Genomic DNA, 26318 nt, shown 5'->3' with positions numbered 1-26318 from the left:
CGTTGTCAGGCAACGGTCAGGGTCGCGAAGCTATTCTGTCGCCCATGCTCCCCATCCGACCGAATCATCGGCTGCTGCTGGCACTGGTATGTGCCGCCGGCCTGCTGTTCAGCCCCGCCGCCATGGCGCAGGGGCTCGGCCTCGATCTGGGCGGCCTCGGGAGTGTCGACGTGGATGTCGGCGGCGATAGCGGGCTCGATGTCGATGTGGACCTGGGCGGTGAAGGCGGGCTGGGCCTCGACCTCGATCTCGGCGGTTCCGGCGAAGGCGGGCTCGATCTGTCGCTTGGATCCGGCGCGACGCCGCTGGGTCAGGACTCGGCGCTCGAAGCGGTGCGCAACCACCGGGCGCTGCCGCTCGAGGACATCATGCTGCGTGCGAGGCTGTTGACTGATGGCGAGATCATCGACGCGCAGCTGGTCTCGGTGCAGGATATCCTGCTCTATGAGATCAAGGTCCTGGGCAAGGCTGGTGACGTGAGCGAACTCTACTTCTATGCTCGCTCCGGGTTGCCCGTGGAGACGAACTGAGCATCACATGCGGGTTCTGGTCGCCGAAGACGATCGACGGATCGCCGAAGCTCTCGCCGCCGCCTTGCAGGCGGCCGGTTTCGTTGCTGAGATCGAAACCGACGGCGAAGAGATCTGGTACCGCGGCGACACCGAAGAATTCGACGCCATCGTCCTCGACCTCGGGTTGCCGACGCTCGACGGCCTCACCATCCTGAAGCGCTGGCGCAAGGCCGGCCGTACCGGACCGGTGCTGATCCTCACCGCCCGCGGCCACTGGGAAGAGCGGGTGGAAGGCATCGAGGCCGGCGCCGACGATTATGTGGTGAAACCGTTCCGCGTCGAAGAGGTGGTGGCCCGCATCCGCGCCATCGTCCGCCGCTCCGGCGGCTTTGCCTCTTCGCGCGTCGAGATCGAGGACCTGGTGCTCGATACCCGGACCATGCAGGTGACCCGGGACGGCATCCCGATCAGCCTCAGCCCGCAGGAATACCGGCTGTTCGCATACCTGGCGCACCAGCGCGGCCGCGTGGTGTCGCAGATGGAGATCACCGAGCATCTCTACGCGCAGGACTTCGAACGCGAATCCAACTCGATCGAAGTGCTGGTCGGCCGGGTGCGGCGGCGGCTCGGCAGCGATATCATCAAGACCCGACGAGGCTTCGGCTACTATCTGGGGGCGCTTGAGGAATGAACCCCCGCTCGCTGCGCCTGAGGCTGCTCGGCGGCGCGGCATTGTGGATCGTCCTGGCGCTGGTGATCGCCGGGCTGGGCATCGGCTGGATGTTCACCGCCAATGTCGAGCGCTCGATGCGCGACGGGCTCACCGCCAGCCTCAACCGGCTGGTGGCACAGATCGACCCAGCTGCCGCGGACCCGGTCCCCGCCGACGCGCTGCCCGACCCACGCTACGGCACACCATTCTCGGGCGTCTACTGGCAGGTCGAGGCGATTGCCTCGGGCGAGACGTGGCGCTCGCGCTCGCTGTGGGACCACGTGCTCGATACCAGCGGAGCTACCGCGCCGGGTGGCGCCGAGCGCTTCGGCACGCTGGCTGGACCGAGTGACCAGTCGCTTTCCGGCATGGTGCGCGAGGTCAGCTTTGCGTCCGATGCCGGCCCCAAGCTGTTCCGGGTCACGCTGGCCGAAGACCGGGCGGTGCTCGACGAGTCGATCCGCCGCTTCGGCGGTGACCTGATGCGGGCGCTGGCGGTGCTCGGCGTGGCGCTGATCCTCGCGGCGTGGCTGCAGGTTCAGCTCGGCTTGAAGCCGCTTGAGAGTCTGCGCGAAGGCATCGGCGCGGTGCGCCGCGGCGAGACCCAGACGCTGCCTGCCCGCTACCCGGCCGAAGTGCTGCCGCTGGTCGGTGAGGTCAACGAACTGTTGGCGCAGCAGCGCAAATCGATGGACTTCGCCCGAGCCCGCGCCGCCGATCTGGCGCATGGATTGAAGACGCCGCTCTCGGTGCTGCGCAATCTCGCCGCCGATATGCAAAGCACCGGTCACGCCGAGGCGGGGGCGCAGGTGGATGAGATCGTCGGCGAGATGGACGACCGGGTCGAGTACCAGTTGCGGCTGTCCCGGCTGAGAATGCGCACCCGGGCACACCAGCTCAGCGCCTCGCTGAACGAGGCCGTCACCCGCACCGTGGCCGTGCTTGGCCGCACGCATGAGGGCGAAGTGCTCGACTGGCAGCTCGCCCTGGCGCCGGACCTCAAGGTCGATATCGACCGCCATGACCTCCTCGAGCTGGTCGGCGTGATCCTCGAGAACGCCGCCAAGTGGGGCAAGTCGCTGGTGCGGGTCGAAACCCGGTCCGATGGCGAGTTCGCGGACCTCACGATTGCCGATGATGGGCCCGGACTCCCCGAGGATCAGATCGCCCAACTCGGCGTGCGCGGCCAGCGCCATGACGAGAGCCGGCGCGGCTCCGGCCTCGGGCTCGCCATCGCGCTCGAAGTGGTCGCACTGAACTCCGGCACCGTGCAGTTTTCGCGCGCCGCAGAGGGCGGATTGCAGGCGACAGTCCGGCTGCCGCTAGCCCAGCCGGCTCTTGGTTAGCCCAAGCTTAACCCTGTCGTTCAAAGTCACCGGTCTTTGGAACGAAGCCGTGAGCCTTTTCGCGTAGACAACTACGGGTCGGCCGAATGCCGGCAGCTCTTCTGGCCGCACAGCGAGGAATTCGTGCTCCGGCGTACACAAACGGTCGCTCTCAAGGATGACAGCGAAGTCAAAGAGGCCCTCCGCCCTGAACTGCCGCGAACCGCGGCACTCAAGGCCGACCCACAGGTGCTGGACAAAGTGCTGGCCGAAGTTACCTGGACACCGCCGCCGACCCAGACGGAACGCCGCAACCTCGATGCGTGGCGCTCCGAGGCGCTGCAGACGGTGGTCACCAATACCGATCGCCGCAAGGGTGGCGACCGTCGCCAATCCGCCCCGCCGCCGCAGAATCTCGGCTGGCGCTGGAAGATCCCGCCCTCCCGCATTGCGCTGCTCGCCGTGGCGCTGATTGCCGGCGGGCTGGCCGCCTACCTCACCACGCAGTCGAGCCAGCCGGTGACACAGACCGTCGTCCAGCCGGTGACCGAAGTCGTGCAGGAGCCGCGGCTGCAGGTCCTCGCCGCCAAGACCGGCATCGGCCTCGGCCAGCGGCTGACGCCGGAATCGGTCGAGTGGATCGATTGGCCCGAGGGCGCGGTCCGTACCGAGTACATCACCGCGGCGGCGATGCCCGATGCGATGACCCAGATGAACGGCGCGGTGGCGCGTTTCGAGTTCTTCCCCGGCGAGCCGATCCGCGCCGACAAGCTGGCCCAGCCCGGCGACGGCTATCTCTCCGCCGTGCTCGACAGCGGTACGCGTGGCGTCTCGGTGGTGATTTCTGCGTCTTCCGCCTCGGGCGGCTTCATCGTCCCCAATGACCGGGTCGACGTGGTGCTGACGCGCAGCAGCGAACTCGGCCAGGTCTCGGACACGATCCTGCGCAACGTGCGGGTGCTGGCGATCAACACCCGGCTCGGCGAGACGGGCACCACCGGTGCGCCGGCCGATCCCGAGAACCCGCGCGCCGAGATCTTCGCCAACGAGGCGACCGCGACATTGCAGCTCGATAGCGCGCAGGCCGAGGTGATCATCAATGCCACCGGCGCGGGCAAGCTGTCGCTGGTGTTGCGGCCGATCGTCGATGCCGCCGAAGCGGTTCCCGCCGCCGAGCGGAGCACCAACCAGGCGATCCGCATGTCGAGCCCGTTCTGGGCCAAATGACCGGTTTGGGCGCCCCTATGAAGGTGCCAAACCGTACCGCCGTTAAATCGCCGTTGACCCGGCTTTGCTAGAACTTGCCGGGTTGCTTGAGAACGTTAGCACGATGCACGAACTGAACAGAAACCGGGACAACGGCAGAACGCTGCTGTCCCAGGGACTTAGGTGGGCGCTGCGACTGGCGATGCTGGTCGGCGCGCTGTTGGTCGGGGGTTTGGCCCCGGCGCTGGCGCAGACCGTCAATTACGATCTCAAGACCACATCGGTGATGCGGATCAAGCTGCCGGTGTCGCAGGCGGTGACCGTCACCATCTCCGATCCGGTGTTCAAGATCGTCTCGGCCGACCCGCTGATCGCCGACGCACAGCCGATCACCGACAAGTCGCTCTATCTGGTCGGCAAGGGCTTTGGCACCACCACGGTGAACCTGTTCTCCGCCGAAGGCGCCCCGGTCGGGCTGCTGGCGGTGGAAGTCGGTGTCGATACCGCCGACATCGCGCGCTCGATCCACTCGGCGCTGCCGAACTCCAACGTCAAGGTCAGCAGCGTCAATGGCCGCGTGCGTCTCGGCGGCACGGTCACCGACTCGGTCACCATGCAGAAGGTGCTCGATATCGTCGCGCAGTACGGCAGCCCGGCGGTGATCAACACCATGACGCTGAGCGGCGGCCAGCAGGTGAATCTCGAGGTCCGCATCCTCGAAGCGCAGCGCGACGCCGGCCGTGAACTCGGCATCCAGTGGGGCGGCAATGTCGGGGGCGTCGACGCCACCATCGGCGGCGGCCCGGCCAATCCGGTGAGCAGTTCCTTCGCCTCCTTCGTCACCAGCATCATTGCCTCGGGCGGCATCAACCTGACGGCGACCATCAATGCGCTCGAGGGCAAGGCGCTGGTGCGCACGCTGGCAGAGCCGAACCTGACGACCCTCTCGGGCGTGAGTGCCAGCTTCCTCGCCGGCGGCCAGGTGCCGATCCGGGTGGTGGACGAGAGCGGCAATGCCGCGCTCAGCTATCGCGACTTCGGTGTGCGGCTGGTGTTCCAGCCCACGGTGCTCGATGACGACCGCATCCAGATCCACCTGACGCCTGAAGTCAGCGGCATCAACGGCTTCACCTCGTCCGGCGACCCGGTGTTCAACACCCGCAACCTCGACGCAACGGTGGAGCTGCGCGACGGCCAGAGCTTTTCGGTCGCGGGCCTGTTGCAGGCCAATACCGAACTCAACCAGAACCAGCTGCCGTGGCTGGGTGACGTGCCGATCCTCGGCTCGCTGTTCAAGTCCTCGAGCTTCCAGAAGCACGACACCGAAATGGTGGTGATCGTCACGCCGCGCCTGGTGCAGCCGACTACGCCCGGCCAGGTCGTTGCAACCCCGCTCGACGCGACGCAGCCGGCCAACGACCTCGAGTTCTTCGCCCTCGGGAAGATGGAAGTGACGCCCAAGATGCTGAAGAACTTCCAGACCGGCGACGGCGTCGCGGGCCCCTATGGATACATCATCGACCTGGGGAGCGGCACTTGAACGGGCACGCCATGCGTACCGCCGCCGCGATTGCGCTCCTCGCCGCGCTGGGCGGCTGCACCTACGATTACATGCAGCGCACCGACCGGGTGGGCTACAGCGCCGGCGATGCGGTGAAAGCGAACCTCGCGCAGCAGACCACCAATCCCAGCAAGCGCTCGATGTACTCGACCAAGGGCCTGGGCAAGGACGGCGCGATCGTCACATCCCCCGCTGCACCGGCGGAATAGACGCCCTCCACCGCCGTTGTTCCCGCGAAAGCAGGACACTCCGTCAGTGTTTCAAACGCTCGATCGCCTTAGGCGCGGCTCTCGGCCGCTGCCCGCGACAGGATCTGGATGTTGTTGGCAACCACCAGATTGTCCGGGTCGAGCTTCTGCGCCTTGCGGAAGTTCTTCATCGCCTCGCTGAGGTTGCCGCGCAGCATGTAGGAATAGCCCACATTGTTGAAGTACTGCGCCGTGCCGCCCGACATCTGGTAGAGCGAGGCATAGACCCGGTCGGACAGGTCGAAGCGGCCGAGCCGGTCATACGACGCGCTGAGCCCGACATAGCCCTCGGCATTGTTCGGCGTCAGCTCCACGGCCCGCTTGTAGAACGCAGCCGAGTAGCCGAAATTGCTGTTGCGGAAATGGGCCTTGGCCTCGCGCAGCGCGCCATCGGCCGTATAGGTCTCGATATTGGAGATCTCGGCGACCGCCAGCTTGTTGCTGCCGAAGGTGCTGAGGCCGGCCGAACTGCAGCCGCTCAACGGCAGCGCCACGAGCGCCGCGGCCAACAGCCCATACCGCAAACGCCTGCCAAAGCAGCTAACCATCCCTCAATGCCCCCATCGAGAGGCCCGCGCGGACGCGAGCCTTGACCTAAGTGACAGAACGCTAGGGCGCGCTTGGATACCGCTTGGTAAATATGCGCAGGACCAGTGCGGTTACCCTTAATGGCGGGTTACCGGCGGCCGTTACGAACCGATCGACGTTGCATCATGGGGCCCGAGGCTCCATCTCTGTCGACAGATTCACCGCTCAGGTTACGACGATGAACCCCTTCCACCAGATCCTCGGCAACAACCTCGTTGCCAACATCACCAACTTCACCGTCTGGTTCGCGCTGACCTTCTGGGTCTTTCTCGAAACCAAGTCGGTGTTCGCCACCGGCATGATCGCCGGCGTCTACCTGGTGCTGACGGCGGGGTTCGGCTTCTGGTTCGGCAGCATCGTCGACCACAATCCCAAGAAGCTGGCGATGCTCGGCTCGAGCGTCGTCTCGCTGGTCTTTTATGCAGTGTCGCTGGCGCTGCTGCTGTTGGTACCGCAGGAGGCGTTCACCGACCCCTACGGCTGGCAGCTATGGGTATTCGTGGCGCTGATCATGTTGGGCGTCATCGCCGGCAATATCCGCAGTATCGCGTTGCCAACGCTGGTGACGATCCTCATCCCCGAGGACCGGCGTGACAAGGCCAACGGCCTCGTCGGCATGGTGAGCGGCATCGGCTTTCTCACCACCTCGGTAATATCAGGCTTCCTCGTCGCCTGGGGCGGCATGCTGGCGGTGCTGGTCCTCGCCCTGGCGCTCACGGTGTTGGCCTATGCCCACCTGACCTTCGTCAGCATTGACGAAAAACGAGTGGAGCCCGTGGCCGGCGAGCCGGCCGAACCCAAGCGTGTCGATATCCGCGGCACCATCCGGGTGATCGCCGCGGTGCCAGGGCTGTTCGCGCTGATCCTGTTTGCCTGCTTCAACAATTTCCTCGCTGGCATCTTCATGGCCCTGCTCGATGCCTACGGGCTGTCGCTGGTCTCGGTCGAGACGTGGGGTCTGCTGTTCGGCGTGCTCTCCACCGCCTTCATCATCAGCGGCATCGTCATCGCGAGGACCGGTCTGGGCAAGCAGCCGCTGCGCACGCTCCTCTTGGTCAACGTCATCACCTGGGCGGCGTGCAGTGTGTTCACCCTCCAGTCTTCGATCTGGCTGCTCGGCGCCGGCATGTTCATCTGGATGCTGCTCAGCCCCTATGCCGAGGCGGCGGAGCACACGACGCTGCAGAAGGTCGTGCCGGTGGAGCGCCAGGGCCGGGTGTTCGGCTTCGCGCAGTCGGTCGAACTCGCGGCATCGCCGCTCACCGCCTTCCTGATCGGGCCGCTGACGCAGTTCTTCTTCATCCCGCTGATGACCGATGGCGCCGGCGCCGACCTGATCGGCAGCTGGTTCGGCACCGGGCCGGAACGCGGCATCGCTCTCGTCTTCACCCTCGCCGGCCTCCTCGGCGTCGTGGTGACGATCATCGCCTTCAACTCGAAATACTACCGCCAGCTCTCAGCCGCCTACGCCGCCGGCCCCGATGACGACGACACCGCCGGCGGCCTACCGGAAGCCGGGCCGGCCTAAAGCCCGGTGGCCGCTGTCCATGGTGGGTGCGCCTCGCTGCTGATCACGCCTCGGGAATGACCCTGCCGAACGTCTCGAGCGTGACGGCGTCAGGCTCGGGGCCACCGCGCTCGGCCAGGGCCGCATCTGTTGACCCCCGACCTAGCGGGGAGCCGCCGGCACCGGCTCCCGCTCTTCCGTCGAGGGCTCTCCGGCTGCGAGTCGCAAAGCAACGAAGACGGCGACGGCGATTACGCCTATCGCAGCCGAGAAGGCGACGCTTGCCGCGGTCGTGGCCGCGCCCGCGACGAGCGAGAACGCGAACGGCGCTGCGGCCGAGGCGAGCAGCCTCGACGAGCTGATCATGCCCAGCCGCCGCCCATAGCCCGCCGAGCCGAACAGCACGAGCGGCAGGGTGCCCGAGACAATGCTGTAGAGCCCGTTGCCCAGACCGAACAGCACCGCGAAGGCCGCCGCGCCGGGCACCCACGGGGTCGTCAGCAGCAGGACCGCGAGGCCCGCCGGGAGGACCAGCGCGGCGATGATCGCCAGCACCGGCTGCGACAGCCCCCGTCCGAACTGCATGTTGATCAACCGGCTCAGCACCTGCGAGGGACCGAAGAGCATGGTCGCGATCACCGCCGCCTCCCCGGCCCCAAGGTCTGACAGCATGGGCACCATGTGGACGGTCACTGCGGACGACACGAAGCCGACCAGCGCGAACCCCGCGAGCATCAGCACCAATGCCAGGCGCTGCTTTTCGGCCGGCACCAGCGCAGCCGTGGCAGGTGTCTCGCGACGCTCCCCCGCGCTCAGGCGATGCCCTCTGGCAAGCCAGAAGTGAACCGGCACGCAGACCAGCAGGTTCACCGCGGCGTAGATCAGGTAGACCTCCCGCCACGAAAACACCTCATGCAGCGCCGCGGTGATCGGCCAGAAAATCGTCGAGGCAAAGCCCGCGATGAGGGTCAGGTGGGTGATACTTCGCCGCGCCCCGGTGGGCGATGCCTGGGCAAGGGCGGTGAACGCCGTCGCGTAGAGGACGAAGGCCGAGGCGACCTCCATCGCCGCCAGCCCGGCAGCGAACACGATGCCGTTGGGCGCGATGGCGCAGAGCGTAAGCGCCAGGGCGGCCGCCACGGAGCCTGATGTCATCAATTGGGCTGCCCCATACTTGTCTGCGAGGCGACCCGACAGGGGCGCCACGAGCCCGCCGACCAGCAGCGACGCCGACAGCAGGCCGAACACCCACTCCTCTGACCATCCGAATTCCGCCGCCATAGATGGGGCCAGCGTTCCGAAACTGTAGTAGAGCGTGCCGTAGCCGATGATCTGGGTGAGCCCGAGTGCCCATACGATCGATGCCATTCGGTTGGTGGCTGCGGTCATCATGCCTACGCGAGTTCGACGAGCGCCGGTCGTGCGACCGACGAAGAACCGCACCCGCAACCGGCTTCTCCTTCGGCCTTTGCGGTCTCGTCCGCGACGCAACACGAGGTGGCGTCCAGGGCAGGCCCGCCGCAGCAGCTTGATCCGCCGGACGCTGCCGGGGTGACACTGCACACACCCGTCTCGGGCAGCACCAGGTGGACCTGCCGCGCGGCGACATGGTCCCCGGCGATCTCGGCGACCACCGAGCGAGCCTGCTCGTAGCCGGTCGCCATCAGGAAGGTCGGGGCGCGGCCGTAGGACTTGGCTCCCACGATATAGAACCCCGCTTCGGGATGGCTGAGTTCTTGCACCCCGTGAGGCGGTACCGTTCCGCACGAGTGGAAGTTCGGATCGATCAGGGGCGACAGGGCCGGTGGCGCTTCCGTGGCTGGATCAATGCCGACACGGAGCTCTGCCAGCATCTGCAGGTCGGGCCTGAACCCTGTCGCGACGACGACGCGGTTCACCTCGAGCGTGATTGGCGCGTGTCCCACAGTGCCGCTGACTGTGACGCCCTTGTCGGACCGCTGGAGGCTGGTCGCGGCGAACGGCGCAAGAATCTGGAGCCGTCCGGCGTCGATGGCCTTCTTGGCCGCGAGGCCGAGAGCCCCGCGCTCCGGCAACTGATCGTTCAGGCCACCCCCCAGGAGTTTGTCGAGCCGGTTGTCGCGACGAAGCGCCCAGAGGATTTTGGTATCCGGGACGTGTTCCTGCAGGGCGACAAGCGCGAGGGCCGCATTGATCGCCGAGTGACCGCTGCCGACGACAAGGATCGTGCGGCCGGCGTAAGCGGCCCGGTCCGACCCCGCAACGTCGGGGATGCCGTAGGACACGAGGTCGGACAGCGCCCTCTCGCCGGGAACAGGCAGTCCATCGACGCCCATGGGGTTTGGCCTGGTCCACGTACCCGACGCATCGATCACCGCTCGCGCCAGCGTGGACCTTTCGCAGCCGTCGGCATCGATCCATCGGATCTCGAATGGCGTGGTATCGCGACGAAGGTTGGAGAGCTTGTCCAGACCCTGTCGCGTGATCGCGGTGACGGTCGCGCCCAACCGCAAGGCCGTTCCGATGGACGGCAGTTCAGATAGCGGCCGCAGGTACCTCTCCACGATCTCGCCGCCCGTCGGCAATTCGGTGGCGTCCGGCTCATCCCAATGTGTCTCCGAGAGGAGGGCTTTGGCGGCCGCGTCCATATTGTACTCCCACGGAGAAAACACCCGCACGTGAGACCACTCCAGCAGCGATGCGCCTACCGACGAGCCACGCTCGAAGATGATGGGCTTGAGGCCGCGGCTGATGATTTGCGACGCAGCTGCCAATCCGACCGGTCCGGCGCCGATGACAGCGATGGGGAGATGTGAGTTGACCATATTTCGATCCTTCCAGAAGGTTGGAACAATGGAGTAAAAAGAGGACGTCATGCCGCTGTCTGTTCGGCGGTCGAGGCGCAGCTTGCCTCGTCGGCGCAGCACTCGTCCGACAGGTAGCCGATCAGGCCATTCATGCTCGTGTAGTTGGCCCGGCAGATCAGCGTGGTCGCCTGACGCTCCTGGCTGACCAGGTTCACTTCAACCAGCTTCTTGACGTGGTGCGAGAGCGTGGAGGCGGCGATATCGAGCTTGAGCTGGAGCTTGCCAACCGGCAACCCGTTGCCCCCGGCTCGCACCAAAGTCCGGTAGATGTTCAGCCGCGTGGCGTTGCCGAGCGCCTCAAGCTGCGATGCTGCTGTTTCGATGTTCATGGAAATAGCATATGCGGCGTGCGCGATGTGTCAAGTCTATTTCGACGATTGCCGAAATACCGTCATAAAAGGTTCACTTGCCGGGCAATCGTCATATCGATAATCCTCGATGCATGGAAAATACCCACGCCGTCGACGTCTTCGCTGCGCTCGCCCAGGCCACCCGGCTTGACGCCTTTCGCCTGATCGTTGGCCACGAGCCACACGGCCTCCCCGCCGGAGAGGTGGCGCGGCTGCTCGATGTCCCGCAGAACACAATGTCCACCCATCTCGCAGTGCTTGCCCGGGCCGGACTTGTCTCGGCGGAGCGACACAGCCGGTCGATCATCTACCGCGCTGAAATGGACCGCGTGAGGGAGGTTGCGAGCTTCCTTGTCAGTGATTGCTGCGGCGGGCGTCCCGAGCTTTGCGAACCGCTCGTCGCCGAGTTCACCCCCTGCTGCACACCCGGAGCTGGAAAGAATGCCTGCTGATCGCGTCTACAACGTCCTCTTCCTCTGCACCGGCAACTCCGCGAGGTCCATCCTTGGCGAGGCCGTGCTCAACCACGTGGCCGGTGACCGCTTTCACGCCTACTCGGCTGGCAGCACACCCAAGGGCCAGGTCCACCCCATGACCCTTTCGGTTCTGACCGAGGCCGGCATCTCGACAGCGGGCCTTCGCTCCAAGGCCTGGGACGAGTTTGCGGTACCCGGCGCACCGAAGATGGATTTCGTGTTCACCGTCTGCGACAACGCAGCCGGCGAGGCGTGTCCCGTTTGGCCGGGCCAGCCAATGACTGCCCACTGGGGCATCGAAGACCCCGCCGATGTCGACGGGCCGGAGTTCGCCAAGCGAGGTGCTTTCGAGGACGCGCTCCGCTTCATGCGCAACCGCGTTGCGGCCTTCGTCAACCTGCCGTTGGCAAGCATCGACCGCATGGCGCTGGGAAGCAAACTCCGGGGAATCGGAGCGATGGACGGTAGCACCTCGAAGGCATCCGGGGCCGCATGACTGACCTTCCCCGGCGCTTCGCCGCCGAGACCCTGGGATCCGCGATCCTCCTCGCCACCGTAGTCGGCTCCGGCATCATGGCCGAGCGCCTGACCGACATCCCGGCCCTCGCCCTTCTCGCCAACGCGCTGGCGACAGCGGCGGCGCTGGTGGTGTTGATCAGCGTGTTGCGCCCGATCTCCGGAGCGCATTTCAATCCCGTCGTCACGCTCGCGGCGGCGCTGCAGCGCGACCTCCAGCCGACCGTAGCCGCCGGCTATGTCGTCGCCCAGGTCGCCGGGGCGCTGGTCGGCACTGCGCTGGCGCACCTCATGTTCGACCTCCCCGTAGCCCAGCTGTCCCAGCATGTGCGAACAGGCGGAGGCCAGTGGCTTGGCGAGGTTTTGGCCACGGCGGGGCTGCTGCTCGTCATCTGCCTGTCCGGGAAGCGACAGCCGACATCCGTGCCCGCATTGGTCGGGCTCTACATCGGTGCGGCCTACTGGTTCACCTCGTCGACGTCTTTCGCCAATCCGGCGGTGACCCTCGCGAGGGCATTCACCGACACGTTCTCCGGCATAGCCCTCGTGGACGTGCCGGCGTTCGTCGTGGCGCAACTCGCCGGTGCGGCGCTGGGTGTCGGTCTCGCCAGATGGCTTCAACCCGCACCCGAGGCGACAGCATGACCGTCACCATCTACCACAACCCCGACTGCGGGACGTCCCGGAACACTCTTCAGATGATCCGGCAGAGCGGGGAGGAGCCCGAGATCATCGAGTACCTGCGCACCCCGCCGACCCGCGAGCAGTTGATCTGGCTTATCCGCGAGGCGGGCTTGTCAGTACGCCAGGCGCTCCGGCAGAAGGACACGCCCTACGATGCCCTTGGATTGGCTGACGCTGCGCTGACCGACGAGCAGTTGCTCGACGCCATGATGGCGCACCCGATCCTCATCAACCGGCCGTTCGTGGTCACCCCGAAGGGCGTCCGGCTCTGCCGTCCGTCTGAGGTCGTCCTCGACATCCTGCCAAACCCCGATATCGGGCCGTTCACCAAGGAGGATGGCGAGGTCGTTAGAGGTCGCTGAATGGGGCCCGCCGACGCGCTTGGTTTCTTGCGCACGAGGGTCTGGCTGGGGCGCTAGGATTCGAACCTAGGAATGGCGGTACCAAAAACCGCTGCCTTACCACTTGGCGACGCCCCAACGGGCGCGTTCCTACACGGTTCACAATTGGGGTGCAACCAATCGAACAAGCCCCCAGTTTAGCCGCTTGAACCCGCAAGGCACCGAGTCTATAAAGCGCCCGCAGCCGATGGCCGCCCGCCGAAACTCCCGCGTCTCGGCAGCATGGGCCCCACGGCAATCTGACGGAGTATAGCGCAGCCTGGTAGCGCACCTGCTTCGGGAGCAGGGGGTCGAGTGTTCGAATCACTCTACTCCGACCAATCAAACCCCGGTCTCGCGAGAGGCCGGGGTTTTTCGTTGCGATGGCCAGCTTAGGCAGCCGGTATTTCCGCAAAGCGATAGCCGACGCCCGGCTCGGTTCGGATCAGCCGGGGTTGCGTCGGGTCGCGCTCGATCTTGGTGCGCAACTGGCCGATGAAGACGCGCAGGTAGTGCACGTCTTCCACATGCGCCGGACCCCAGACCGTAGCGAGGAGCTGCCGGTGGGTCAGGACCAGGCCGGCGTGACGGGCCATGTGGGTGAGGAGGTCGTATTCCTTAGGTGTCAGGTGCACCGTCTCACCATCGCGCGATACCAGGCGACGGGCGAAGTCGACGCTGAGGCCGTCGCCGTCGTAGCGGCTTGCTGCCACGGTGCCAGGCGAGCGGCGGCGGAGGGCGGTGCGGATGCGGGCGAGGAGTTCGCCGATGCTGAAGGGCTTTTCGACGTAGTCGTCAGCACCCAAATCGAGCGCCTCGATCTTTTCGGCCTCGCGGTCGCGGGCGGAGAGCACGACGATGGGGAGTTTCGACCAGCCGCGCAACGACCGGATCACGTCCTTGCCGTCCTTGTCGGGCAGGCCCAGGTCGAGGATCATCAGGTCCGGCGCCGCGGTCGCCGTGAGCCGTTCCGCCTCGGCTGCGGTGAATGCCTCGATCGGATCATAGCCAGCGGCCGTCAACGCAGGCATGAGGAACCGGTGGATCTGCGGCTCGTCGTCGACAATGAGGATGCGGCCTTCGCTCACGCGCGTGCTCCCCGGTCGGCGGGAATCCGGATGGTGAAGCGCGTGCCGCGCTTCTTGACTGCCGGGCTCTCGGCCTTGAGCGTACCTCCCATGGCCTCGACGAAGCCGCGAGCGATCGAGAGCCCGAGGCCCGTGCCGGCGGCGCGGCCGTCGGTCTTGGTGCGCCGATAGAACTTGTCGAAGATGCGCTCGAGCTCACCCTCCGGGATGCCCTTGCCTTGATCGGTCACCGAGATCGTCACCTCGTCGCCTTCCCCCCGCGCGAACACCGCCACTGGTGCTTCTCCGCCATATTTGCAGGCATTGTCGATGAGATTGAAGAGCAGCTGGCTGAGGAGATTGGCATCGCCACGTGCCGGCGGCAGGTCGGATGCGAGGCTCAGCTCGAAATCGTGGCCGGGATGGAGTTTTCGCGCGCGATCGACCGCCGTGTTCACCGCGTCGGTGACGTCGATGCTGTCGCGCCGGGGCTTCAGCGTGCCGGCCTCGATGCGGGTCATGTCGAAGAGGTTGGCGACGAAGCGGCCGAGGCGCGAGGCTTCTTCCTCGATCGAACCGAGCAAATCCTGCCGCGTCGCGGGCTCCATCCTGTCGCCGAGCTCGCGCAGGCTGCTGGCCGCACCAGAAATCGTCGCGAGCGGGGTCTTGAGATCGTGCGACAGCGATGAGAACAGCGCCGTATTGAGTCTTTCGCTTTCCTCGAGCGCGGCGGTGCGGACGTTCTCCCGGGCGAGGCGGGCGCGATCGATGGCAACCGCAGTCTGTTCCAGCACGCCGCGCACCAACTGCTCCTCGTGGGGCAGCAGCGCTCCATCGGCCCGCAACAGGCCCAGCACACCGGTGGCGAGGCGGCCCTGCAGGACGGGGCGGAACTGCCAGGCGAGCTGCGGCAGCGTGCCGGTCGAATGCCCGGCCGGTTCGCGCTTGTCGAAGGCCCAGCGGACCGCGGTCATGTCGGTGGGATCGAGCGCCAGGTCCGGGGGCCAGATGCTGCCGAGGGTCAGCTCGCCGTCCTCCGGCACCAGCAGCGCCGCGCCCATGCCGGTGGTGGTGTAGAGGTGCGCGGCGGTGGCTTCCAGGACCGTATCGAGCCGGGCGGAGCCGGATAGCTTGCGGCTGAAGTCGTTGAGTGCCTGCGTGGCCCGTTCCTGGCGGCGCGCCCGCTCGGTCTGTTCACGCATCCATCCGGCAAGTTCGCCGGCGAGGATCGCGGCCGCAAGGAACACGACGAGGCCGAACAGCTCATGCGGCTGGGCGATGGTGAACGTATAGAGCGGCTCGATGAAGAAGAAGTTGTAGGCAAGCGAGGAGAGTGCGGCGGCAGCGATGGCCGAGACGCGGCCGTTCAGCACGCCGCAGATGATCACTGCCACGAGGTAGAGGAGCGAGACGTTCTGCAGCGGAACGAAAGCGGTGAGCGATTTGCCGACCAGCGTCGCGACGATCACGGCAAGAGCGGCCAACGCCAGCGTCTCGGCCCAGCGGCGGCTGGAGCGATTGCGGAACGAGAACCCGCCGAGATCGCCGGCTGCCTCATCCTCTTCTTCGCCCGAGACAATGTGGACGTTGATGTCGCCGGAACGGCGCAACAGTTCGTCCGGCAGGGCGCGCCGCGTCAGCCGCTGGAACAGCGAGCGGCGCGGCCGGCCGACGACGATCTGGGTGATGTTCTCGCGTCGCGCGACGCGCAAGATCTCGGTGACGAAATCGTCGGCCGTAACCCGCAAGAGCGTGGCGCCCAGCCGTTCGGCGAGCTGCATCGTGTCATCGAGACGCTGGGCTTGGGCAAGATCGAGTGCCGCATCGGGCCTCGTCAGAGAGATCGCGCTCCAGGGCGCGTTAAGGCCGGAGGCGAGCCGGCTTGCAGTGCGGACGACACGCTCCGACAGCGCGTCGCCGCCGACCAGCACCAGCAGCCGCTCGGCGGTGGCCCATGGCCCCTCGATGGCATTCTGGCGCAGGAAATCGACCATCTGGTCGTCGACCCGGTCGGCCGTGCGGCGCAGCGCCAGCTCGCGCAGGGCGGTGAGGTTGGCCGGCCGGAAGAAACCTTCGATAGCGCGTTGGGCGTTTTCAGGCAGGTAGACCTTGCCTTCCTTCAGCCGTTCGATCAGCTCGGCCGGCGGCAGATCGACGAGGATCACTTCGTCCGCCTTCTTCAGTGCAACGTCGGGCACGATCTCGCGCACTTCGATGCCGGTGATACGCGTGACGAGATCGGAGAGGCTCTCGAGGTGCTGGATGTTGAGGGCGGTCCAGACATCGATGCCGGCCTGCAGCAGCTCGGCGATATCCTGGTAGCGCTTGGGGTGGCGACTACCCTCGGCATTGGTGTGCGCCATCTCGTCGACGACGAGGATCTGCGGCTTGCGGGCGAGCCCCGCGTCGATGTCGAACTCCTCGAGCACATGCCCGCGATACTCGACCTTGCGGCGGGGCAGGACTTCGAGGCCCTCGAGCAGCGCAGCCGTCTCGGCGCGGCCATGCGTCTCGACGAGGCCGATCACGATGTCGATCCCGGCGGTCTTCAGCCGCCGGGCACGATTGAGCATGGAGTAAGTCTTGCCGACACCGGGCGCGGCACCAAGGAAGACGGTCAGCTTGCCACGCTCGCTGCCGGCCGTAAGGGCCAGCAACGCATCGGGGTTCGGACGCCGCTCGGTCTCGGGGGTAGACATCAGCTCGCCGGGGCTGCGGCCAACGCGTCGAGCGCCAGGTTGAGCTTCAGCACGTTGACCCTTTCCTCGCCCATGAAGCCGAGCATAGGGGCTTCGACCTGCTGCTCGACCAACTGGGCTACGGTGTCCGCCGGGAGCGAACGCGCCGCGGCGACGCGCGCGACCTGGAGCCGAGCATAGGCGGGAGAGATATCGGGATCGAGTCCCGAACCCGAGGCAGTGCCCGCATCGCCGGGGAGTGGGCCGACGACGCCGGTGCCCTCAATCCTCGCGACAGTCTCGGTGATCCGGTCCCTAAGCTTCTGACTGGTGGGACCGAGGTTGGAGCCCGACGAGGCAAGCCCATCATAGCCGGCACCGGCAGCGGAGGGGCGTGGCCAGAAGTACTTGGCGTCGGTGAAGTTCTGGCCGACCAGCGAGGAGCCAACGACCACGCCGTCGCGGGTGATGAGGCTGCCATTGGCTGCGGCCGCGAAGGCGGCTTGGCCGATGCCGGTCATCGCCAGCGGATAGGCGATGCCGCAAAGGAGCGTAAACAGCACGGTCATGACGATTGCGGGACGAATGAACTGCAGCATTTTCTGCCTCACACCAGATGGAGTGCCGACACGAGAATGTCGACCAGTTTGATGCCGAGGAACGGCACGATCAGCCCGCCAAGCCCGTAGACCAGCAGGTTCCGGCGCAGCAGCGCCGCGGCACCGACCGGCTTGTAGGAGACGCCACGCAGCGCCAGCGGGATCAGCGCGACGATGATCAGGGCGTTGAAGATGATGGCCGAGAGGATCGCCGATCTGGGCGAGCTCAGGCCCATGATGTTGAGCGCGTTGAGCTGCGGGTAGGTCACGACGAACAGCGCTGGGATGATGGCGAAGTACTTCGCCACATCGTTGGCGATCGAGAAGGTGGTGAGGGAGCCACGCGTCATCAGGATCTGCTTGCCGATCTCGACGATCTCGATGAGCTTGGTTGGACTGCTGTCGAGATCGACCATGTTGCCCGCCTCGCGGGCCGCCTGCGTGCCAGTCTGCATGGCGACGCCGACATCGGCCTGGGCGAGCGCCGGGGCGTCGTTGGTGCCATCGCCGCACATGGCGATCAGCCGGCCACCCTTCTGTTCGTTGCGAATGTAGTCGAGCTTCTGCTCCGGCGTCGCCTCGGCGAGGAAGGTATCGACCCCCGCCTCCGAGGCGATCGCCGCAGCGGTGATCGGGTTGTCGCCGGTGACCATCACCGTCTTGATGCCCATGGCGCGCAAGGCCGCGAAGCGCTCCTTGATGCCGGGCTTCACCACGTCCTTCAGATGCACAACGCCGAGCAACTGATGACCGTTGGCGACAGCAAGAGGCGTACCGCCAGTGCGAGCGATGGCCTCGACGGCGGCGGTGAAAGCCTGTGGTGCCGAGGCGGCGGTGAGGTTGGCAAAGCGCAGGATCGCATCCACCGCGCCCTTGCGGATGGTGCGGTCGCCGAGATCGACGCCCGAGATGCGGGTCTCGGCGGTGAACCGGATCGGCGTCCCGCCCAGGGCGACGACGTCCTTGTCGGCGAGGCCGAAGTCGGCCTTGGCAAGGGCGACGATTGAGCGGCCCTCGGGCGTCTCGTCGGCAAGGCTGGCAAGCTGAGCCGCCTCGGCCAGCGCCTGCTCGGTGACGCCGGGCACCGGCAAGAACTCGGTGGCCATGCGGTTGCCGAAGGTGATGGTGCCGGTCTTGTCGAGCAGCAGCGTATCGACATCGCCCGCCGCCTCTACTGCACGGCCCGAGGTGGCGATGACGTTGAAGCGGATGAGCCGATCCATGCCGGCAATGCCGATGGCCGAGAGCAGGCCGCCAATGGTGGTGGGGATCAGCGTCACCAGCAGGGCCGCGAGCACGGTGATGCCAACGATGGTGCCCGAATAGGCGGCGAGGCCCGAGAGCGTCGCCACGGCGATGAGGAAGATCAGCGTCAGCCCGGACAGCAAGATCGAGAGCGCGATCTCGTTGGGCGTTTTCTGGCGCTTGGCGCCTTCGATCAGCGCGATCATCCGGTCGACAAAGGTCTCGCCCGGCATGGTCGAGATGCGCACCTTGATCCAGTCGGATAGCACCGTGGTGCCGCCGGTCACTGCCGAACGATCGCCGCCCGACTCGCGGATCACCGGCGCGGACTCGCCGGTGATGGCGCTTTCGTTGACCGAGGCGACGCCCTCGATCACTTCGCCGTCGCCGGGGATCATGTCCCCGGCCTCGACGAGAACGACATGGCCGACGCGCAGTTGGCTGGCCGGCACCGTGTCGTAGGCCATCGAGTCGCCGGACTTGAGGCGCTTCGCCACGAGCTGCGACTTGGTGCGGCGGAGGCTGTCGGCCTGGGCCTTGCCACGGCCCTCGGCGACGGCCTCGGCGAAGGTCGCGAACAACACGGTGAACCACAACCAGGCGGCGATCTGGCCGGAGAACAGGGCTTCGCCGGGCGACGCGAACAGGTCGCGGACGAACATGATGGTGACGACGAGCGCCACGATCTCGGTGACAAAGATCACCGGGTTGCGGACCAGTAGCCGCGGATCGAGCTTTCTGACCGCGCCGATGGCGGCGGGGCCGAGCAGCGCCGGATCGAGGATTGAAAGCGTTTTTGCTTTGGTGGCCATTTGAGGCGCCTCAGAAGGACTGGCCGGCGAGCATCAGGAAATGCTCGACGATGGGGCCGAGGGCGAGCGCGGGGAAGAACTGCAACCCGCCCATGATGAGGATGATGCCGATGAGCAGCCCGACGAAGAGCGGTCGATCGGTGGGGAATGTGCCGGAGGATGCCGGCACGCGGGTCTTGGTGACCAGTGACCCGGCAATCGCCATCACCGGCACGACGTAGGCGAAGCGGCCAAGCAGCATGGCGATGCCAAGGGTGGTGTTGAACCATGGCGTGTTGGCCGAAAGCCCGCCGAAGGCCGAGCCGTTGTTGCCGGTCGCCGAGGAGTAGGCATAGAGGATCTCGCTCAGCCCGTGCGGACCGCCGGTGCCGATCGAGGATACAGCAAAGGGCAGGATCGCGGCGATAGCGGTGAAGCCGAGGATGGAGAGCGGCAGGATGAGCACCGCCAGCATGGCGTATTTCATCTCGCGGGCCTCGATCTTCTTGCCGAGGAACTCGGGCGTGCGCCCGACCATCAGGCCGGCGACGAACACCGCCAGCACACAGAACACCAGCATGCCGTAGAGACCCGAGCCGACGCCGCCGGGGAGGATTTCGCCCAACTGGATCAGGAACAGCGGCACCAGCCCGCCGAGGGCGGTGAACGAGCCGAGCATACCGTTGACGCCGCCATTGGAGATGCCGGTGGTGACCGCGGCATAGAGGGCGCTCAGCGCCTGGCCGAAGCGGACTTCCTTGCCCTCCATATTGCCCATGGCGGGATCGATGCCGAGCGTCTGTAGGATCGGGTTGCCGAACGTTTCAGCCCAGTAGACGAGGCCGACGCCGACGATGAGCAGGATGGCGATGGTGGAAAGGATGGCCCAGCCTTGGCGGCGGCTCTTCACCATCTCGCCGAACGTGTAGACCAGCGCCGAGGTGACCATCAGCATCGCGAAGATGTTGATGAAGTTGGCGATGGCGCTGGGGTTCTCGAACGGGTGCGCGGCATTGGCGTTGAAGAAGCCGCCGCCGTTGGTGCCGAGCTGCTTGATCGCCTCCTGGCTCGCCACCGGCCCCAGCGCGATGGTCTGCTGCGCGCCCTCGAGGGTGGTCGCGACCACCGAGCCGTCGAGCGTCTGCGGCAGGCCGAGCGCCATGAATGCAATGGTGGTGGGGATGGCGATCGGCATCAGCACGTAGAGCGTCGCCCGGGTCAGATCGACCCAGAAATTGCCCACCGTCGTGGCGCCAGAGCGCATGAAGGCCCGCGTCAGCGCCATGGCGAGGGCCATGCCGGTGGCGGCGGAGACGAAGTTATGCACGGCAAGCCCAGCCATCTGGCTGAAATTGCTCATCGTCGCCTCGCCGATATAGGACTGCCAGTTGGTGTTGGTGACGAAGCTCACGGCCGTGTTGAAGGCCAAGTCCGGCCCGACGCCCGCAAAACCCTGCAGGTTGAGCGGCAACAGGTCCTGGAACCGGAGGATCAGGTAGAGCGAAACGAAGCCGGCAATCGAGAAGGCGAGCATGGCGAGGGTGTAGCCGAGCCAGCCCTGCTCCTTCTTAGGATCGACACCGGAAACGCCGTAGAACAGGCGCTCCACCGGCCCGAGCACGGGCGAGAGGAAAGTCCGCTCGCCGGAAAACACACGCGCCATGTAGAGGCCCAACGGCTTCACCACCAGCGCGACCGCAGCGACCATCAGGCCGATCTGCAGCCATCCCATCAGGGTCATCACTAAACTCCGCTAGAACCGCTCAGGGGCGACGAGCGTCACGACCAGATAGATCGCGAGCCCCACGACCACGGCGAGACCGAGAACAAGCTCAAACATCGGCCGCCTCAAAGCTTGCCGATGGCGCGGGCATAAAACCCGAGAGCCGCGAGGACCCCGGCGCCGAGCGCCAGGTAAACAAGGTCGAGCATGTCGAACTCCGACGATTGAAACGGGAGTTCCGTATGGACCTTCAGCGTGTCAGCGTTCGATTGCGAAGGCTGGGGTGGGGCGTAAGGATTTCGTAAGGGAGGGGTGCCGGACCCCGGCCTCGCCAGAGGTCGGGGTTTCGTTTGCGAGCGGACCTACCGTTCAGCTGTTGCCAGCAGCCCGACGAGCGAGGCGAACAGCGCGCTGGCAGGCCTGCTCCCACCGAGATCGACGCGGTGCTGCCGATGCCGGCGGCCGACGTGCTGCTGGGGTTGCTGGAGAAGCTGGACGCCTGACGCTCTCTGGTTGCGGCGTGGCATACTCGCTTCCCCGTGTTGCCTGCGAGCCCCCGCTCGCCGGGCAGCAGCCCTAGGCCAAGCGGTAGAGGCCGGCGCCGTGGCTCGGCAGGGTCGCGGCAAAGCTGCCCGTGTGTTGGCCGAGCTGCTTGCCCGTCCACAGGTCCGTCACGGCAGCACTCTTGATCCCCAGCGGCGCCAGCTTGAAGCCGATCTCCCGCTCTGCCTTGCCGGTGTTGAACAGCGCCAGGTAGGCATCGCCGTTCTCGGCGCGAGCGGTCCAGACGCGGGTGCCGTCCATGACGAAATGCGGCTGGTTGTCGGTGCTGTGCTGGTTCACCGCCAGTACGTCGCGGTTGGTGAGCAGCGCCAGGGTCGGGGCATCGAGGTGGCGCAGGTCGCCGCCCATGATCAGCGGCGAACGGGCGATGGCCCAGAGCGTCATTACCGTCTTCTGCTCGGCCGAAGTGAAGTTGGTGTCGCGATCACCCAGCGCCAGCCGCCCGAGCGGCAGCATGTCGGCATCCGGCCAGGCGCCCGGCCGGCGCCACGGGTTCCAGTTCTCGAGCCGGACGAACTGCGCCTCGACCATCGCCCACTCGTCCCAGAAATCATCGCTGATCCGCCACATCTGCGCGTACTGCCGCACGTGCTCGGCGCGCAACACCGGCGTCTCGCCGGGCGACAGCGACAGCACCATCGGCCGGCCCGTTCGCGCGATGGCGTGGTGCGCCGCCTCGATCTCGGCGGCACGCGCATCGTAGGGGCGGCTCATGTCGTCCATCTTAATGAAGTCGACGCCCCAGGACGCATAGAGCGCAAATATGCTGTCATAGTAAGCCTGCGCGCCGGGCTTGGTCATATCCACCCCGTACATGTCGGGGTTCCAGCTGCAGATGCTGTCGGTATCGGCGATGTCCGCGGCGCGCACCGAGGTGCCCAGCACCGGCAGGTTCTGCTCGACCGCGAGGCGCGGGATGCCGCGCATGATGTGGATGCCGAACTTCAGCCCGAGTGCGTGCACCTGCCGCGCCAGCTCGGCGAAACCGACACCGTGCGCCGCCGAGGGGAAGCGGTTCAGCGCCGGCGTCACCCGCCCATGGCCGTCCATCGTCGGCACCGGCTTGGTGTTGTAGTTGTAGCTCTGCGCTTCCGGCTCGTACCACTGGATGTCGACGGTAAAGACGTCGTAGCCGAAGGGCAGCAGCTGTTCGGCCATGATCTTGGCCGTCTCGAGCGCCTGCGCTTCGGTGATGGTGGTGGCAAAGCTGTTCCAGCTGTTCCAGCCCATCGGCGGGGTCGGGGCGAGTAGGGTCATGATCGGCGGTCCGGTTTGCAGGAGCCCGACGCCAACTCCGCATCGGCCCCGGCGTCAAGCGCCGCCGGGCTCGACCAGACGAACCCGAAAGCATTCGGCTGGATTCAGGAGCCTCAGCCGCCCTTCAGCATCGCCTCGATCTCTGCCCGCGTCGGCATCGACGGCGCCGTGCCCGGCTTCTGTACCGACAGCCCAGCCGTGGCGCAGCCGAAACGCACCGCATCTACCGGCGACATACCCTCGGCCAGCGCCACTGCAAAGCCGCCGTTGAACGCATCGCCGGCCCCGGTGGTCTCCACCACCTTCGCTACCTTGAACGCCGGCACCATGTGCGTGCCATCAGCGCCATGCAGCAGCGCACCTTTCTCGCCCAGCGTGATGAGGGCATTCTTCGCCCCGCGACGGACGAACTCCTTGGCCGCCGCCAGCGCATCGGCCTCGGTCTCCACCTTCAGCCCGGTCAGCGTCGCCGCTTCCGTTTCGTTCGGCGTGACGTAATCGCAGAGCGCATAGATGGCGTCGTCGACCTGCACCGCTGGCGCCGGGTTGAGAATGGTGATGACGCCGTGCTTCCGCGCCAAGGTCAGCCCGGCGATCGCCGTCTCGATCGGCTGCTCGAACTGCGTCATCAGCACTTTGCTGCCCACAATCACCGGCTCCGCTGCCGCCACGTCCGCGGGCGACAGCTTCGCCGCTGCGCCGCTTTCGACGATGATGGCGTTGTTGCCGGTTTCGCTGGAGACGAAAATGAAGGCTGCGCCGGTGGGCAACTCATCATCGATCGCTACCGCCGAGGTGTCGATCCCATCCGCCGCCCAGGTCTTCTGCGCCATCTCGCCAAAGGTATCGCGGCCGATACGAGTGATCATCCGGGCGTCGCCGCCGGCGCGCGCCGCGGCAATCGCCTGGTTCGAGCCCTTGCCGCCCGGCCCGTCCTTGAAGCCCTGGCCCAGGATGGTCTCGCCCATCAACGGCAGGCGCGGCGCCCGGAACGCCAGATCCGCCACGAAAATCCCGAGCACTGCGACAGCCGCACGCGCCATGACATCCCCTCCCAGTAGCGCGCGCCCTTTAGCTGAGCTTGCCCGCCTTCAATGCCGCAAGGATCCAGTCCCGGTAGGTCTGGTCCTTGTTCTCGATCTCGGGGGAAACCTTGCTGGCTTCGGTCATGAAGTAAAGGTAGTCGCGGCCCATTTGTTCGCCGCGGCCGGTATGCATGTCGACGGCGAAATCCGGGATCTCCGGCATCCGCTCGCCGAAGGCCATGGCGTGCTTGGCCCAGTTGGCCATGTCGTCGGTGGTGCGATCCTTCTTGCCCGTCGCCAGCACGCGGATGGCATGCGCGGCGAACAGGAACCGGTCATGCGTCGGCCGGTCGAAGCGCTGGTGCGTGCGATAAAGCGTATCGACCAGCACCGGCGCATCAAGATTGCCGAAGCCGACATCCTCGACCGAGATCACGGCCAGCCGGTCCCACAGCTTCTGCTCGAGTTCGGGGCTGGTGAGATACATCTCCCAGCCGAGCAGCAGCGCGTTCTCGGTGAGCCCGCGGCGGATGGATTTCTGCAGCGCCGAGATCACCTCATCGGCCGGAAAACCGTTCTCGGTGGTGGTGCGCTGCCACGGATCGGGCGCCTGCTTGACCTTGATGCCCCCTTGCGTCATTTGCCCGACACCCAGTTCGCGATGTTGTTCCACAGCGGCGCATAGCCGGCCCAATCGACAAAGGGCGGCGGCGCCCAGTGCGGCCCGCAATCCGAAGTGAACACCGCGGAACGGCCCTTGCCGAACTCGCCCACTGCGATCAGCGGGTCGCCACCGACCCGCACCAGCACCTCGGCATCGGGCTTCGCCACCACCTCGTTGTAGCCGAGCAACGCCGGCCATTCCCCGGTGATCCCCTTGGTGATCGGGTGCCCGGCATCGCCAACATGCGCGACGACGCCCTGCGGGTTCTCCTTGCGGTCGTCGTGGCGGTACATCGTCACGGGCAGTACGTCCTCGACCGCCGAGCCGGCGTACTGGCCCTTGGCGTCGATGCCCTGGAAGGTAAGATAGCCGCCGATCATTACGAGCCCGCCGCCGTTCAGCACGTAGTCCTTGATCGAGGTCAGCCGGTTGGGCAGCGGCACCGAGCGGACGAACGTATCGGGGTGCAGCAGCAGCGTGTTGGCGCCGATATCGGAGAGCATCACCACGTCATAGGCGGCCAGCGTCTCTGCGGTCTGCGGGAAGTCACGGGCGGCGAGGTGGTTGGGGAGGAACGTCACCTCCCAACCGCCACCCTCCAGCGCCGCCTTCAGCCAGCGGACGCCCTCGTTGTATTCGGTGGTGGTAAAGCTGTCGAAGCCCTTGGTGTGGATCGAGTGGGTGACCCATGACTCCCCGGCGATCAGTACGCGCTTGCTCACGCTATGAAGTCCTTCGTGCTTGGTGCGGCGACAGATTGGCGCCGGATGAGTTCGACCGGCAGCCGCGTCAGCATCGGCGGCGCTTCGCCGTTCAGCAGCGCCAGTAGCGTCAAAAAGCCCTGGCGGCCGAGCTGCTCCACCGGTTGGCGGATGGCGGTCAGCGGCGGCGTCAGCAGCGCGCCGAACGCCATGTCGTCGAAGCCGATCAGCGAAACCTGGTCGGGGACGCTGACGCCGGCCTCCTTCAACCCCATCACCGCGCCGATGGCGAGGTAGTCGGAGGAGGCGAAGATCGCCGTCGGCGGCATTGGCAGCTCGAGGAATTTCTGCGTCGCGGCACGCGCCAGCTCCGGCGCAAAACTGCCGATGGCGACATATTCGGGCCGCACCGCGATCCCAGCCTCGTTCATCGCCAGCATGAAGCCCTCGCGCCGCTCGGTCACCGTCAGCAACCCATGAGGGCCGCCGAGATAGGCGATGCGGCGATGGCCGGCTTCGATCAGGTGCTTGGTCGCCGCATAGGCGCCCTCGGTGTTCTCGACGAACAGCCGCGGCACGCTCACCCCGGGGATATCCTCGTCGACGATCACCACGTTCTTGCGCTTGCCGATCAGCGCCGCCAGCGTGCCGTCATCGGCAGTATTGGTCATCATCAGCAGGCCATCGACATGCCGGTCGTGCAGCCGCTCGAGCGAAGCGATCTCGCGGTCGCGGTCGGAGCGGGTCGAGCTCATGAACACGGTGTAGCCGTGCCGGTCCGCCTCGTCCTCGAAGGCCGAAGCGAGTTCGGCAAAGAACGGCTCGCGGATTTCCGGCGTGACGAGGCCAACCGCTTCGGTCTTGCCGGTGGAGAGGCGCTTGGCGAGGAGGTTGGGCCGATAATCGAGCTTGGCGATCGCCGCGTCGATCCGGCCAGCGGTCGACGGCGGCAGTTCGATACGGTTGTTCAGATAGCGGGACACCGTCGTCGGCGACACCCCGGCATCCTGCGCTACATCATGGATAGTCGCCATTGCACCCCCACTCGCCCGTTTAAGCTAGATCGGCGCAAGCGCTTTAGTAAAGCGGTTTC

At 66.3% G+C, this 26318-nt stretch carries 27 protein-coding genes and 2 tRNA genes; 13 read left to right on the top strand and 16 right to left on the bottom strand.

From position 1 onward, the window contains the following. Nucleotides 1-2: 2 nt before the first annotated feature. The 6 genes from AC1DV8_RS10725 to AC1DV8_RS10700 all read left to right on the top strand — a co-directional run bounded on the left by AC1DV8_RS10725 (nt 3) and on the right by AC1DV8_RS10700 (nt 5525). Complete coding sequence (locus AC1DV8_RS10725) at nt 3-530, top strand: PepSY domain-containing protein (RefSeq protein WP_477157462.1); 528 nt, start codon at nt 3-5, stop codon at nt 528-530. Between the two features lie 7 nt (nt 531-537). Beyond that, nucleotides 538-1203, top strand: a complete 666-nt coding sequence (locus tag AC1DV8_RS10720) for a response regulator transcription factor (RefSeq protein ID WP_477151746.1) — start codon at nt 538-540, stop codon at nt 1201-1203. Beyond that, nucleotides 1200-2570: a sensor histidine kinase gene (locus AC1DV8_RS10715; protein ID WP_477157461.1), complete on the top strand. Its 1371-nt coding sequence runs from the start codon at nt 1200-1202 to the stop codon at nt 2568-2570. Before AC1DV8_RS10720 ends, AC1DV8_RS10715 begins: the two co-directional genes overlap by 4 nt. Before the next feature lie 123 nt (nt 2571-2693). Then, a complete protein-coding gene (gene cpaB / locus AC1DV8_RS10710; protein ID WP_477157460.1) occupies nt 2694-3776 on the top strand; it encodes a Flp pilus assembly protein CpaB in 1083 nt (360 codons plus the stop codon). A gap of 103 nt (nt 3777-3879) precedes the next feature. Next, nucleotides 3880-5295: a type II and III secretion system protein family protein gene (locus tag AC1DV8_RS10705; RefSeq protein ID WP_477151749.1), complete on the top strand. Its 1416-nt coding sequence runs from the start codon at nt 3880-3882 to the stop codon at nt 5293-5295. An 11-nt stretch (nt 5296-5306) separates the two neighbouring features. Beyond that, nucleotides 5307-5525, top strand: coding sequence for a hypothetical protein (locus AC1DV8_RS10700; RefSeq protein ID WP_477157459.1), 219 nt, complete (start codon nt 5307-5309; stop codon nt 5523-5525). A gap of 68 nt (nt 5526-5593) precedes the next feature. On the opposite strand, the gene AC1DV8_RS10695 is transcribed toward AC1DV8_RS10700, so the two are convergent. Further along, nucleotides 5594-6073, bottom strand: coding sequence for a tetratricopeptide repeat protein (locus AC1DV8_RS10695; protein WP_477151751.1), 480 nt, complete (start codon nt 6071-6073; stop codon nt 5594-5596). 257 nt (nt 6074-6330) lie between these two features. Between AC1DV8_RS10695 and AC1DV8_RS10690 the strand changes: the two genes are divergently transcribed. Next, the gene (locus AC1DV8_RS10690; protein ID WP_477157458.1) at nt 6331-7680 is read left to right on the top strand and encodes an MFS transporter; all 1350 of its coding nucleotides are present in this window, start codon (nt 6331-6333) and stop codon (nt 7678-7680) included. A gap of 141 nt (nt 7681-7821) precedes the next feature. On the opposite strand, the gene arsK is transcribed toward AC1DV8_RS10690, so the two are convergent. From arsK to AC1DV8_RS10675, 3 genes are read right to left on the bottom strand one after another with little or no spacing between them, the layout of a single operon-like run. Further along, nucleotides 7822-9027, bottom strand: coding sequence for an arsenite efflux MFS transporter ArsK (gene arsK, locus AC1DV8_RS10685; protein WP_477157457.1), 1206 nt, complete (start codon nt 9025-9027; stop codon nt 7822-7824). A 26-nt stretch (nt 9028-9053) separates the two neighbouring features. Beyond that, nucleotides 9054-10463, bottom strand: a complete 1410-nt coding sequence (locus AC1DV8_RS10680) for an NAD(P)-binding domain-containing protein (protein ID WP_477157456.1) — start codon at nt 10461-10463, stop codon at nt 9054-9056. A gap of 47 nt (nt 10464-10510) precedes the next feature. Then, nucleotides 10511-10834, bottom strand: a complete 324-nt coding sequence (locus AC1DV8_RS10675; protein ID WP_477151755.1) for an ArsR/SmtB family transcription factor — start codon at nt 10832-10834, stop codon at nt 10511-10513. Nucleotides 10835-10947: 113 nt separating this feature from the next. Between AC1DV8_RS10675 and AC1DV8_RS10670 the strand changes: the two genes are divergently transcribed. From AC1DV8_RS10670 to arsC, 4 genes are read left to right on the top strand one after another with little or no spacing between them, the layout of a single operon-like run. Continuing rightward, nucleotides 10948-11307 carry an ArsR/SmtB family transcription factor gene (locus tag AC1DV8_RS10670; RefSeq protein ID WP_477151756.1) on the top strand — a complete coding sequence of 120 codons (360 nt, stop codon included), beginning with the start codon at nt 10948-10950 and terminating at the stop codon, nt 11305-11307. Further along, nucleotides 11297-11827 (top strand): arsenate reductase ArsC, encoded by a 531-nt coding sequence (locus tag AC1DV8_RS10665; protein WP_477151757.1) that lies wholly within the window; start codon nt 11297-11299, stop codon nt 11825-11827. Before AC1DV8_RS10670 ends, AC1DV8_RS10665 begins: the two co-directional genes overlap by 11 nt. Then, a complete protein-coding gene (locus AC1DV8_RS10660) occupies nt 11824-12492 on the top strand; it encodes an aquaporin (protein WP_477157455.1) in 669 nt (222 codons plus the stop codon). Before AC1DV8_RS10665 ends, AC1DV8_RS10660 begins: the two co-directional genes overlap by 4 nt. Beyond that, a complete protein-coding gene (gene arsC / locus AC1DV8_RS10655; protein WP_477157454.1) occupies nt 12489-12893 on the top strand; it encodes an arsenate reductase (glutaredoxin) in 405 nt (134 codons plus the stop codon). Before AC1DV8_RS10660 ends, arsC begins: the two co-directional genes overlap by 4 nt. Nucleotides 12894-12935: 42 nt before the next feature. Here the strand turns inward: arsC and AC1DV8_RS10650 are convergent. Then, nucleotides 12936-13010, bottom strand: a tRNA-Gln gene (locus tag AC1DV8_RS10650). Nucleotides 13011-13175: 165 nt separating this feature from the next. On the opposite strand from AC1DV8_RS10650, the gene AC1DV8_RS10645 reads away from it, so the two are divergent. Continuing rightward, nucleotides 13176-13252, top strand: a tRNA-Pro gene (locus tag AC1DV8_RS10645). A gap of 51 nt (nt 13253-13303) precedes the next feature. On the opposite strand, the gene AC1DV8_RS10640 is transcribed toward AC1DV8_RS10645, so the two are convergent. Genes AC1DV8_RS10640 through kdpF form a run of 6 tightly spaced genes read right to left on the bottom strand, consistent with a single transcriptional unit; the run spans nt 13304 to nt 21131 of the window. Further along, nucleotides 13304-13999, bottom strand: a complete 696-nt coding sequence (locus tag AC1DV8_RS10640) for a response regulator (protein ID WP_477157453.1) — start codon at nt 13997-13999, stop codon at nt 13304-13306. Beyond that, entirely contained in the window at nt 13996-16677 is a 2682-nt protein-coding gene (locus AC1DV8_RS10635; protein WP_477157452.1) for an ATP-binding protein, read from the bottom strand. Before AC1DV8_RS10635 ends, AC1DV8_RS10640 begins: the two co-directional genes overlap by 4 nt. Then, nucleotides 16677-17255 (bottom strand): potassium-transporting ATPase subunit KdpC, encoded by a 579-nt coding sequence (gene kdpC, locus AC1DV8_RS10630; protein WP_477157451.1) that lies wholly within the window; start codon nt 17253-17255, stop codon nt 16677-16679. The genes AC1DV8_RS10635 and kdpC overlap by 1 nt, the downstream gene beginning before the upstream one ends. Before the next feature lie 8 nt (nt 17256-17263). Continuing rightward, nucleotides 17264-19312, bottom strand: coding sequence for a potassium-transporting ATPase subunit KdpB (gene kdpB, locus AC1DV8_RS10625; protein WP_477157450.1), 2049 nt, complete (start codon nt 19310-19312; stop codon nt 17264-17266). Between the two features lie 10 nt (nt 19313-19322). Further along, a complete protein-coding gene (kdpA, locus tag AC1DV8_RS10620; RefSeq protein ID WP_477157449.1) occupies nt 19323-21032 on the bottom strand; it encodes a potassium-transporting ATPase subunit KdpA in 1710 nt (569 codons plus the stop codon). A 12-nt stretch (nt 21033-21044) separates the two neighbouring features. After that, nucleotides 21045-21131, bottom strand: coding sequence for a K(+)-transporting ATPase subunit F (kdpF, locus tag AC1DV8_RS10615; protein WP_477151859.1), 87 nt, complete (start codon nt 21129-21131; stop codon nt 21045-21047). Between the two features lie 233 nt (nt 21132-21364). Between kdpF and AC1DV8_RS10610 the strand changes: the two genes are divergently transcribed. Further along, entirely contained in the window at nt 21365-21517 is a 153-nt protein-coding gene (locus tag AC1DV8_RS10610) for a hypothetical protein (protein ID WP_477157448.1), read from the top strand. 73 nt (nt 21518-21590) lie between these two features. Here AC1DV8_RS10610 and AC1DV8_RS10605 read toward each other — a convergent pair whose 3' ends face one another. The 5 genes from AC1DV8_RS10605 to AC1DV8_RS10585 all read right to left on the bottom strand — a co-directional run bounded on the left by AC1DV8_RS10605 (nt 21591) and on the right by AC1DV8_RS10585 (nt 26259). Continuing rightward, the gene (locus AC1DV8_RS10605; RefSeq protein ID WP_477157447.1) at nt 21591-22835 is read right to left on the bottom strand and encodes a glycoside hydrolase family 27 protein; all 1245 of its coding nucleotides are present in this window, start codon (nt 22833-22835) and stop codon (nt 21591-21593) included. A 113-nt stretch (nt 22836-22948) separates the two neighbouring features. Next, entirely contained in the window at nt 22949-23878 is a 930-nt protein-coding gene (gene rbsK / locus AC1DV8_RS10600; RefSeq protein ID WP_477157446.1) for a ribokinase, read from the bottom strand. Nucleotides 23879-23906: 28 nt separating this feature from the next. Next, complete coding sequence (locus AC1DV8_RS10595; protein ID WP_477157445.1) at nt 23907-24500, bottom strand: AAA family ATPase; 594 nt, start codon at nt 24498-24500, stop codon at nt 23907-23909. Then, nucleotides 24497-25246: a glutamine amidotransferase gene (locus AC1DV8_RS10590; protein WP_477151769.1), complete on the bottom strand. Its 750-nt coding sequence runs from the start codon at nt 25244-25246 to the stop codon at nt 24497-24499. Before AC1DV8_RS10590 ends, AC1DV8_RS10595 begins: the two co-directional genes overlap by 4 nt. Next, on the bottom strand, nt 25243-26259 hold the full coding sequence (locus tag AC1DV8_RS10585; protein WP_477157444.1) for a LacI family DNA-binding transcriptional regulator: 1017 nt from the start codon (nt 26257-26259) through the stop codon (nt 25243-25245). Before AC1DV8_RS10585 ends, AC1DV8_RS10590 begins: the two co-directional genes overlap by 4 nt. Between the last annotated feature and the right edge of the window lie 59 nt (nt 26260-26318).

This window comes from Devosia sp. P3_B2 (genome assembly GCF_056402875.1).
The sequence above is the reverse complement of the archived record's forward strand: the minus strand, read 5'-3'. Positions and strand labels throughout refer to the sequence as shown.

What these genes read in the sequence shown, in the direction of transcription:
- AC1DV8_RS10720 (WP_477151746.1), top strand. Translation starts at nt 538, where the DNA reads ATGCGGGTTCTGGTCGCCGAAGACGATCGACGGATCGCCGAAGCTCTC.
- AC1DV8_RS10715 (WP_477157461.1), top strand. Translation starts at nt 1,200, where the DNA reads ATGAACCCCCGCTCGCTGCGCCTGAGGCTGCTCGGCGGCGCGGCATTG.
- AC1DV8_RS10705 (WP_477151749.1), top strand. Translation starts at nt 3,880, where the DNA reads ATGCACGAACTGAACAGAAACCGGGACAACGGCAGAACGCTGCTGTCC.
- AC1DV8_RS10700 (WP_477157459.1), top strand. Translation starts at nt 5,307, where the DNA reads ATGCGTACCGCCGCCGCGATTGCGCTCCTCGCCGCGCTGGGCGGCTGC.
- AC1DV8_RS10690 (WP_477157458.1), top strand. Translation starts at nt 6,331, where the DNA reads ATGAACCCCTTCCACCAGATCCTCGGCAACAACCTCGTTGCCAACATC.
- arsK (WP_477157457.1), bottom strand. Translation starts at nt 9,027, where the DNA reads ATGGCATCGATCGTATGGGCACTCGGGCTCACCCAGATCATCGGCTAC.
- AC1DV8_RS10680 (WP_477157456.1), bottom strand. Translation starts at nt 10,463, where the DNA reads ATGGTCAACTCACATCTCCCCATCGCTGTCATCGGCGCCGGACCGGTC.
- AC1DV8_RS10675 (WP_477151755.1), bottom strand. Translation starts at nt 10,834, where the DNA reads ATGAACATCGAAACAGCAGCATCGCAGCTTGAGGCGCTCGGCAACGCC.
- AC1DV8_RS10670 (WP_477151756.1), top strand. Translation starts at nt 10,948, where the DNA reads ATGGAAAATACCCACGCCGTCGACGTCTTCGCTGCGCTCGCCCAGGCC.
- AC1DV8_RS10665 (WP_477151757.1), top strand. Translation starts at nt 11,297, where the DNA reads ATGCCTGCTGATCGCGTCTACAACGTCCTCTTCCTCTGCACCGGCAAC.
- AC1DV8_RS10660 (WP_477157455.1), top strand. Translation starts at nt 11,824, where the DNA reads ATGACTGACCTTCCCCGGCGCTTCGCCGCCGAGACCCTGGGATCCGCG.
- arsC (WP_477157454.1), top strand. Translation starts at nt 12,489, where the DNA reads ATGACCGTCACCATCTACCACAACCCCGACTGCGGGACGTCCCGGAAC.
- AC1DV8_RS10635 (WP_477157452.1), bottom strand. Translation starts at nt 16,677, where the DNA reads ATGTCTACCCCCGAGACCGAGCGGCGTCCGAACCCCGATGCGTTGCTG.
- kdpC (WP_477157451.1), bottom strand. Translation starts at nt 17,255, where the DNA reads ATGCTGCAGTTCATTCGTCCCGCAATCGTCATGACCGTGCTGTTTACG.
- kdpB (WP_477157450.1), bottom strand. Translation starts at nt 19,312, where the DNA reads ATGGCCACCAAAGCAAAAACGCTTTCAATCCTCGATCCGGCGCTGCTC.
- kdpA (WP_477157449.1), bottom strand. Translation starts at nt 21,032, where the DNA reads ATGACCCTGATGGGATGGCTGCAGATCGGCCTGATGGTCGCTGCGGTC.
- kdpF (WP_477151859.1), bottom strand. Translation starts at nt 21,131, where the DNA reads ATGTTTGAGCTTGTTCTCGGTCTCGCCGTGGTCGTGGGGCTCGCGATC.
- AC1DV8_RS10605 (WP_477157447.1), bottom strand. Translation starts at nt 22,835, where the DNA reads ATGACCCTACTCGCCCCGACCCCGCCGATGGGCTGGAACAGCTGGAAC.
- rbsK (WP_477157446.1), bottom strand. Translation starts at nt 23,878, where the DNA reads ATGGCGCGTGCGGCTGTCGCAGTGCTCGGGATTTTCGTGGCGGATCTG.
- AC1DV8_RS10595 (WP_477157445.1), bottom strand. Translation starts at nt 24,500, where the DNA reads ATGACGCAAGGGGGCATCAAGGTCAAGCAGGCGCCCGATCCGTGGCAG.
- AC1DV8_RS10585 (WP_477157444.1), bottom strand. Translation starts at nt 26,259, where the DNA reads ATGGCGACTATCCATGATGTAGCGCAGGATGCCGGGGTGTCGCCGACG.